The sequence below is a fragment of the Pseudomonas sp. YQ_5 genome (assembly GCF_043103305.1).
GTDB classification, from domain to species: domain Bacteria; phylum Pseudomonadota; class Gammaproteobacteria; order Pseudomonadales; family Pseudomonadaceae; genus Aquipseudomonas; species Aquipseudomonas putida_Y.
The window spans coordinates 1-758 of record NZ_JBICJS010000115.1 but is presented as its reverse complement, the minus strand read 5'-3'; the positions used below and the strand labels follow the sequence as shown (position 1 = coordinate 758).

The following is a 758-nucleotide window of genomic DNA, read 5'->3' as shown; positions in this document are numbered from 1 at the left end:
CGGGCAACTCATGGATAACTTCGATACGTGGCAGATTAGCCGCCAGTGGCTTGCGCTTGCCACGGCGCTTGACCGGGACAACGACTTCTTCATCGGCATCATCGACTACAGCCAGCAGAGGGTCATTTTCCGCTTCATCGAACATGGCCAGTTGCGGCGTTTTGGGATCGACGGTTTGCTCGGACTTGCGGCCAAAGAAACGGTCACGCCATAACTTGATTTGCTCTTTCAGATCGTCAATTTGGACGATGTGGGCCTGATTGACTTCCTGCTCGCGCAAACGGGCAGCATAGCTCTCAAGCAATAATTGCTTGAGCAGGGCAGGATCGTCTGGGAGATTGTCGGGCACGGAAATCATGCCGCGGATTATACCGGGTCAGGCGACGTAGCGCGGAGTCAAAACCTGATGGGGACGGTTGCGCCAAAGGTCGAAACCGTCGAGCAGCCAATTGAGTTCTTGGACGGTCAGGACAATCGCTTCGTCGCTGGGCTCAGGCGACATTTTGAAGCGCTCGGCTTCCAGGCGCTTGAGCCAGAGGCAGAAGCCGTTGCGCTCCCAGTACAACACTTTGATCCGATTACGCGCCTTGTTGAGGAAGACGAAGAGCACGGGGTCGAACACGGCGACTTTGATATCCAGTTCTACCAAGGCAGTAAGGCCGTCGATGGACTTTCGAAAGTCCACAGGCTTGGGGTAGAGGTAGACTTTTTCGACTTTGCTGTCGGGGCGCATCATGCAGGGCTGGCTCCAGAAGGAA

Annotated in this window: 2 protein-coding genes; both read right to left on the bottom strand. The window is 55.5% G+C overall.

What is annotated here, in order from left to right:
* A partial coding sequence (locus ACF8EA_RS25215) for a transposase (protein WP_392523646.1) occupies positions 1-358 on the bottom strand: 358 nt, incomplete at its 3' end.
* 18 nt (positions 359-376) lie between these two features.
* Positions 377-758, bottom strand: a 382-nt coding sequence (gene tnpB, locus ACF8EA_RS25210; protein ID WP_392473344.1) for an IS66 family insertion sequence element accessory protein TnpB, incomplete at its 5' end; no start/stop codon positions are given.